A 5,441-nucleotide genomic window follows, 5' to 3' on the forward strand; every position below is an offset into this window, starting at 1 on the left:
GCCGGCGGTCGGCGGTTGGTGGCCGGAGGCCGGTGGTTGACGGCCGGCCCGGACCGAGGCGGTGCGTGGCAGGTGCCCCGGCCCCGGTAGAAAGGAGGGATGCGGCGAAACGAGGACCAGAAGCGGGACGATGCGGGGCGGCCGGACCGGCGCACGGTACTGGCGGACGCCGCGATCGGCGTGCTGGCGGACCTCGGCGTGCGCGGACTGACCCACCGGGCGGTCGACGCGGCGGCCGGGCTGCCGCTCGGGACCACCTCGGCCTACCTGCGGACCCGGCAGGCCCTGCTCACCGCGCTGGTGCGACGGCTGGTGGAGCTGGATCAGGGCGAACTGCACGCCATGGGGGAGCAGGTGCCGGTCCGTTCGGCGGCGGAGTTGTCCGACGGGATCGCGGAGTTGGCGCGGCGCCGCCTGTCCGGGGACGGGCGGCGGCGCTCGCTCGCCCGGTACGCCTGCGCGGTGGAGAGCGTCCGCGATCCCGAGCTGCGCGAGATCCTCGTCCCGCGGGAGAACGCCGGGCGCGCCGCCGTCCGTGACTTCCTCGCCGCTCAGGGCGTGGCCGACCCCGACGGGCGGACGGCCGTGCTGCTGGCCTGCGTCGACGGCCTGGTCTTCGAGCACCTGGTGGGCGGCGGCGAGCCCGGGGCGGACGCGATCCAGGGACTGGTGGCAGCCGCCCTGCGGGGAGCGGTCGCGAGCTGAGCCTCGCCGGCCCTCGCCGCGCCTCGTCGACGCGACCCGGCCCGGCTCGTGCGACTCGCCCTGTCCGCCCGGCCCGCGTCAGCCGGGCGAGCCGGGCGGACAGGGCGGACAGGGCGGGGCTGTCGGGGGCGTGTCCGGCGGTCCGTCGCCCGATCAGGAATCGGGTCCGTGCGGGTGCCTCAGCTCGCAGGCGTAGCCGGCGAGCAGGATGCGCAGCGTGCGGTGGAAGCACTGCTCGGAGTCGAGTCCCTCGCCGGTGGCGAAGGCCTGCGCGAGGTGGGGGTAGACCTTCTGGTCCAGGGCGGCGAACTGTTCGGGCCGGGGTTCGGTGCACTCGTGGTGGGGCGTCTCGCCGGCCTCGCCCAGCGTGTGCCCGATGGTCCACCGGACGACGGAGTTGAGCACGTCGAGCGCGTCTCCGAGTGGGACGCCGTCCTCGTGGAGCACGGCGATGCCGCGCTCCAGCAGGGCGAGGGCGACCGGCGTGGCGACCGGGCGGGTGGCCAGCACGGTGAGTATGGCCGGATGGTCGAGCAGCAGTCGGCGCAGTTCGACGGCGAAGTCCCGGACCGCCTCCGTCCACGGGCCGTCGGGCTCGCCGAACAGGCTTCCCGCCGACAGCTCCAGCAGGCGCTCCACCATGCCGTCGAGCAGGGCGGTCCTGCTGGGGACGTAGTAGTAGAGCGTCATCCCCTCGACGCCGAGCGCCGCACCGAGCTTGCGGTTGGAGAGCGCGGCGAGGCCGTGCTCGTCCACGTAGGCGAGTGCGGCGTCGATGACCTTCTCGCGGGTCAGCCCCGTCCGTGGGCGGGTGCGCCGGGTCGGCATCGGTTCCTCCTTCACCCCAATGGGCTCCACCGGGGCTGTGCGGCCCGGGCCTTGACGAGTCTTGCACTGCAAGAGAACCACACTCGACCTCAGCTTCTTGCGCTGCAAGAAGTCTCTGGGGAGGGTGTCGTGCGGCTTGTCGTCGTCCTGGTCCGCAGGCTCAACGAGGACGTGCAGTGCGGAGGGTTCCGCAGGGCGTGGATCCCGGAGGGCCCGTCGCGGCCGGTCGCACAATAGCGGCGCTCCGAGGGGGGTGGTCGCCCGGGGTATCCGAGCCTCTCTGTTCGGCCCCGCCGAACCCGGGCCGACCGACGACTTCGAGTGACAAGGCATCAGGTCAATCAACCGTCAAGTTGGTTCATTCACAGAATATTTCGCGAGGCGTTCCGTGTCGGATGGATGATTTACGCCGCTCTAAGGTCTTCCCACGGAGATCTCCGGCTGACAGGCTGGGGCCGCCCTTTCAGTACGGAGGAGGTTCCTTGTCCCGCATATCCACGCTGGCCGGAGCGGTCACCTGCGCTCTCGCACTTGTCACCGGCACCGCCGTCGCCGCGTCGGCGGCGCCCATCGACCAGGCCCCGGGTCTGGCCGAGGCGAAGGTCGACCCTGTCGCCTGGACGCCGTGCAACCCCGACCCGACCAAGCCGGACCCCGGCATCTACGACTGCGCCGTTTACCCCGTGCCGCTGGACTACGACAACCCGAAGGGTGAGAAGGTCGGCATCGCCATGATGCGGCGGCGGGCGAGCGACCCGTCGAAGCGGATCGGCTCGCTGTTCCTCAACCCCGGCGGCCCGGGCGGCAGTGGTTACCTGTGGGCGACGACCGCCCGCTTCGGTACCGAGGTGCAGTCGAAGTTCGACCTGGTCGGCTTCGACCCGCGCGGTGTGGCCCGGAGCAACCCGCTCAAGTGCTTCAAGACCCAGGAGGACGCCGACGCGGTCACCAACCGCATGGTCGGCGTGCCGGTCACCAAGGCCGAGATCAACGAGACGCTCGACGCGGACCAGGACTACACCGACGCCTGCAGCAAGAACGCCGGCCCCCTGATCGAGCACATGTCGACCATCAATGTGGTGCGCGACCTGGACCGGATGCGCCGCGCCGTCGGTGACTCCCAGCTCACCTTCGCCGGGTTCTCCTACGGCACCCTGATCGGTTCGACGTACGCCAACATGTACCCGAACAAGGTCCGCGCGATCATCGTCGACGGCAACGTCGACCCGGACCTGCGCCTGCACAACGGCCTGGAGTACGACCGCCAGCGGGCGAACGGCTTCGAGATCGCCCTGGACGAGTTCCTCAAGCGCTGCCAGGCCGCCGGCGCTCCGCGCTGCGCCTTCGGCGATGGCGACACCCGGGCCAAGTTCGACCAGCTCCGCGACCACCTGCGGACCAGCCCGATCACGCTGCCGAACGGCTCCAAGGTGACCCTGAGCACCTTCACCGGGGAGGTGGCCAGCGCCCTGTACTCGCAGGCCAAGCTGGCCCCGCTGGCCAAGTCGCTCCAGGCGACCTACCAGGTCTTCCAGAAGCCGGCCGCGACCGCCCTGCTGGCCCCGCAGGCGAACGTCTCGGACGAGGACGCCAACCTGCTCTCGGTGGACGTCCCGCGGGCGGCCCTGCGGGAGGCCCCGGTCGACTCCGAGTACACCGCGGACGACTCCTACCTGGCCGTCAACTGCCAGGACAAGCCGTACCCCTCCAACGACCGGGTGTTCGCGAACGCGGCCAAGGCCTGGGAGAAGGACATGCCGACCTTCGGTCGCTACCAGGCCTTCGACGCGCCGGCGTGCGCGAGCTGGCCGGCCCCGGCCCGGGACGCCGAGCGCTTCTCCGGCCCGTGGAACAAGAAGACCTCCAACACCGTGATGGTGATCGGCAACCTCTACGACCCGGCCACCCAGTACAAGTTCGCCCAGCGGATGCAGCAGGAGCTGAGCAACGCGGTGCTGGTCAGCGTCGACTCGATCGAGCACTGCGCCGTGGGCCGCAGCCAGGCGCTGAACCAGCTGGTCACCCGCTACCTGGTGGACGGCACCGCGCCGGCCGCCGGCCAGCTGCTGAAGCCGGACGCGGAGATCTTCCCGGCGGTCTGACGGAACGGCCCCCGGTGACCCGGGGGAGGAGTTGACGGTCGTGGTGGTCGGCGGTGCTGCCGGCCACCACGATCGTGCTTTACGGGCGATTTCCCGGAGCGCCCGGAAGGCCCGGGGAATGCGGCAGTGGATCGTCATCGAACCTCCGGTGGAGCGGATTCCTGCGAGTCGTCGGTGACCGTAGCCCATGCCACTGACAATCGCGTTCCGGTGCGACGGTGAAGGTCACGGCCGGTAAGGGTCACGAAAAATGACGTACTGTCACACTATTCAATAACCAATTCCCGCGCCCGGGTATCCGTGTTAGCGTGCGGGCCGCCGGCTTCTCTCGAACTCGGGAAAGTGAGGGCGGGCCATGCAGGACGAATTCTCCCGACGGGGTTTCCTGGGCGGTGCCGGCGCGGCGGCCGCCGGGATCACCGTCGGTTCCACGGGCGCGGCGGCAGGCGCGGCGGCGGCCGGGGGCGCGCACCGGGAGCTGCCGCAGGGACGGTCGGTGCTGCCGGGCGATCCCCGGTACCGGACCCTCGCCCAGGGCTTCAACCAGCGGTGGAGCAGCACCCCCGCGTACATCCGGCTGGTGGGCGACGAGGCGGACGCGGTCGCCGAGCTGAACCGCGCGCTGGACGCCGGGCTACGGCCGACGGTCCGCGGCGGCGGGCACTGCTACGAGGGCTTCGTCGACAACGACGGGGGCGTCATCCTCGACCTCAGCACGATGCGCGGCGTCGCCGCCTCGACCGACAAGTTCGGCCGGCCCACGTACGGCGTCGAGGGCGGCGCGACCAACTGGGACGTCTGCACCACGCTGTTCCGCGAGTACGCCGTCGCCCTGCCCGCCGGGTCCTGCTACTCGGTCGGCGCGGGCGGGCACGTCTGCGGCGGCGGGTACGGCCTGCTCTCCCGACGGCACGGGCTCACCGTGGACCACCTCGTCCAGGTCGACGTGGTCACCGTCCGGGGCGGCCGCGCGGTGGTGACGCAGGCGCACCGCGAGGACGCGCAGGGCTCGCCCGAGCAGGACCTCTTCTGGGCCCACACCGGCGGCGGGGGCGGGAACTTCGGGGTGGTGCTGCGGTACCACTTCGCCTCGGACGCACCCCAGCCGCCGCCCCGGGTCTGGCTGAGCAGCGTGGCCTGGCCCTGGGCCGAACTGCTCGACCGGCCCGAGGACTTCGAGACCCTGGTGGCCAACTTCGGCGCCTTCATGGCCGAGCACAGCGGCCCGCAGGAGCCGGTGTACCAGGGGCTGTTCGCGATCCTCAAGCTCACCCACCACTCCAACGGGAACGTCGTCCTGTTCAGCCAGTGGGACGGCGAGGACCCGGGCCCGCTCGACGCGTTCGTGGCGGCGGTCGAACGGGGGATGACGACGCGATCGACGGTGCAGACCCGGGCGGCCGGCGGGCTGTTCCTGCCCTACCCGGACAAGCGGCGCCGGATGCCCTGGTTCCAGGCGACCATGACGCTCAACCCCTCGGGCGACAACCAGCGCGGCAAGTACAAGTCGGCCTACCACCGGGAGCCGTTCGCACCGGAGCAGATCGCCGCCTTCCGGGACTGGCTGGTGCGCGACGTCGAGGGGGCGGACCTCTCGAACACGCTGGTCCAGATCGACTCCTACGGTTGCCGGATCAACACCCGCCGTCCCGAGGAGACGGCCGTCCCGCAGCGTGACTCGATCATGAAGCTGCAGTACCAGACGTACTGGACGGACCCGGCCGAGGACGAGAAGCACCTGGCCTACCTGAGCGGGCTGTACCGCGACGTCTACCGGGGGACGGGCGGGGTCCCGGAGGTCGACAA

At 71.3% G+C, this 5,441-nt stretch carries 4 protein-coding genes; 3 read left to right on the forward strand and 1 reads right to left on the reverse strand.

The features are described 5' to 3' along the window. Nucleotides 1-99 precede the first annotated feature (99 nt). Complete coding sequence (locus ACIQOV_RS25740) at nt 100-705, forward strand: TetR/AcrR family transcriptional regulator (protein ID WP_401052275.1); 606 nt, start codon at nt 100-102, stop codon at nt 703-705. Nucleotides 706-858: 153 nt separating this feature from the next. Here the strand turns inward: ACIQOV_RS25740 and ACIQOV_RS25745 are convergent, their stop codons facing one another. After that, nucleotides 859-1,533 carry a TetR/AcrR family transcriptional regulator C-terminal domain-containing protein gene (locus ACIQOV_RS25745; RefSeq protein WP_401052278.1) on the reverse strand — a complete coding sequence of 225 codons (675 nt, stop codon included), beginning with the start codon at nt 1,531-1,533 and terminating at the stop codon, nt 859-861. A 482-nt stretch (nt 1,534-2,015) separates the two neighbouring features. Here ACIQOV_RS25745 and ACIQOV_RS25750 point away from each other — a divergent pair, with 482 nt between their 5' ends. Both ACIQOV_RS25750 and ACIQOV_RS25755 read left to right on the forward strand, forming a co-directional pair. Beyond that, nucleotides 2,016-3,635, forward strand: coding sequence for an alpha/beta hydrolase (locus tag ACIQOV_RS25750; protein ID WP_401052280.1), 1,620 nt, complete (start codon nt 2,016-2,018; stop codon nt 3,633-3,635). A gap of 355 nt (nt 3,636-3,990) precedes the next feature. After that, nucleotides 3,991-5,441: FAD-binding oxidoreductase (locus ACIQOV_RS25755; protein ID WP_401052282.1), on the forward strand; the 1,451-nt coding region annotated here is incomplete at its 3' end.

Source organism: Kitasatospora sp. NPDC091257 (assembly GCF_044757675.1).
Lineage (GTDB): Bacteria > Actinomycetota > Actinomycetes > Streptomycetales > Streptomycetaceae > Kitasatospora > Kitasatospora lactacystinica.

Coding starts and splice junctions, on each gene's coding strand:
- ACIQOV_RS25740 (WP_401052275.1), top strand. CDS start 100: ATGCGGCGAAACGAGGACCAGAAGCGGGACGATGCGGGGCGGCCGGAC.
- ACIQOV_RS25745 (WP_401052278.1), bottom strand. CDS start 1,533: ATGCCGACCCGGCGCACCCGCCCACGGACGGGGCTGACCCGCGAGAAG.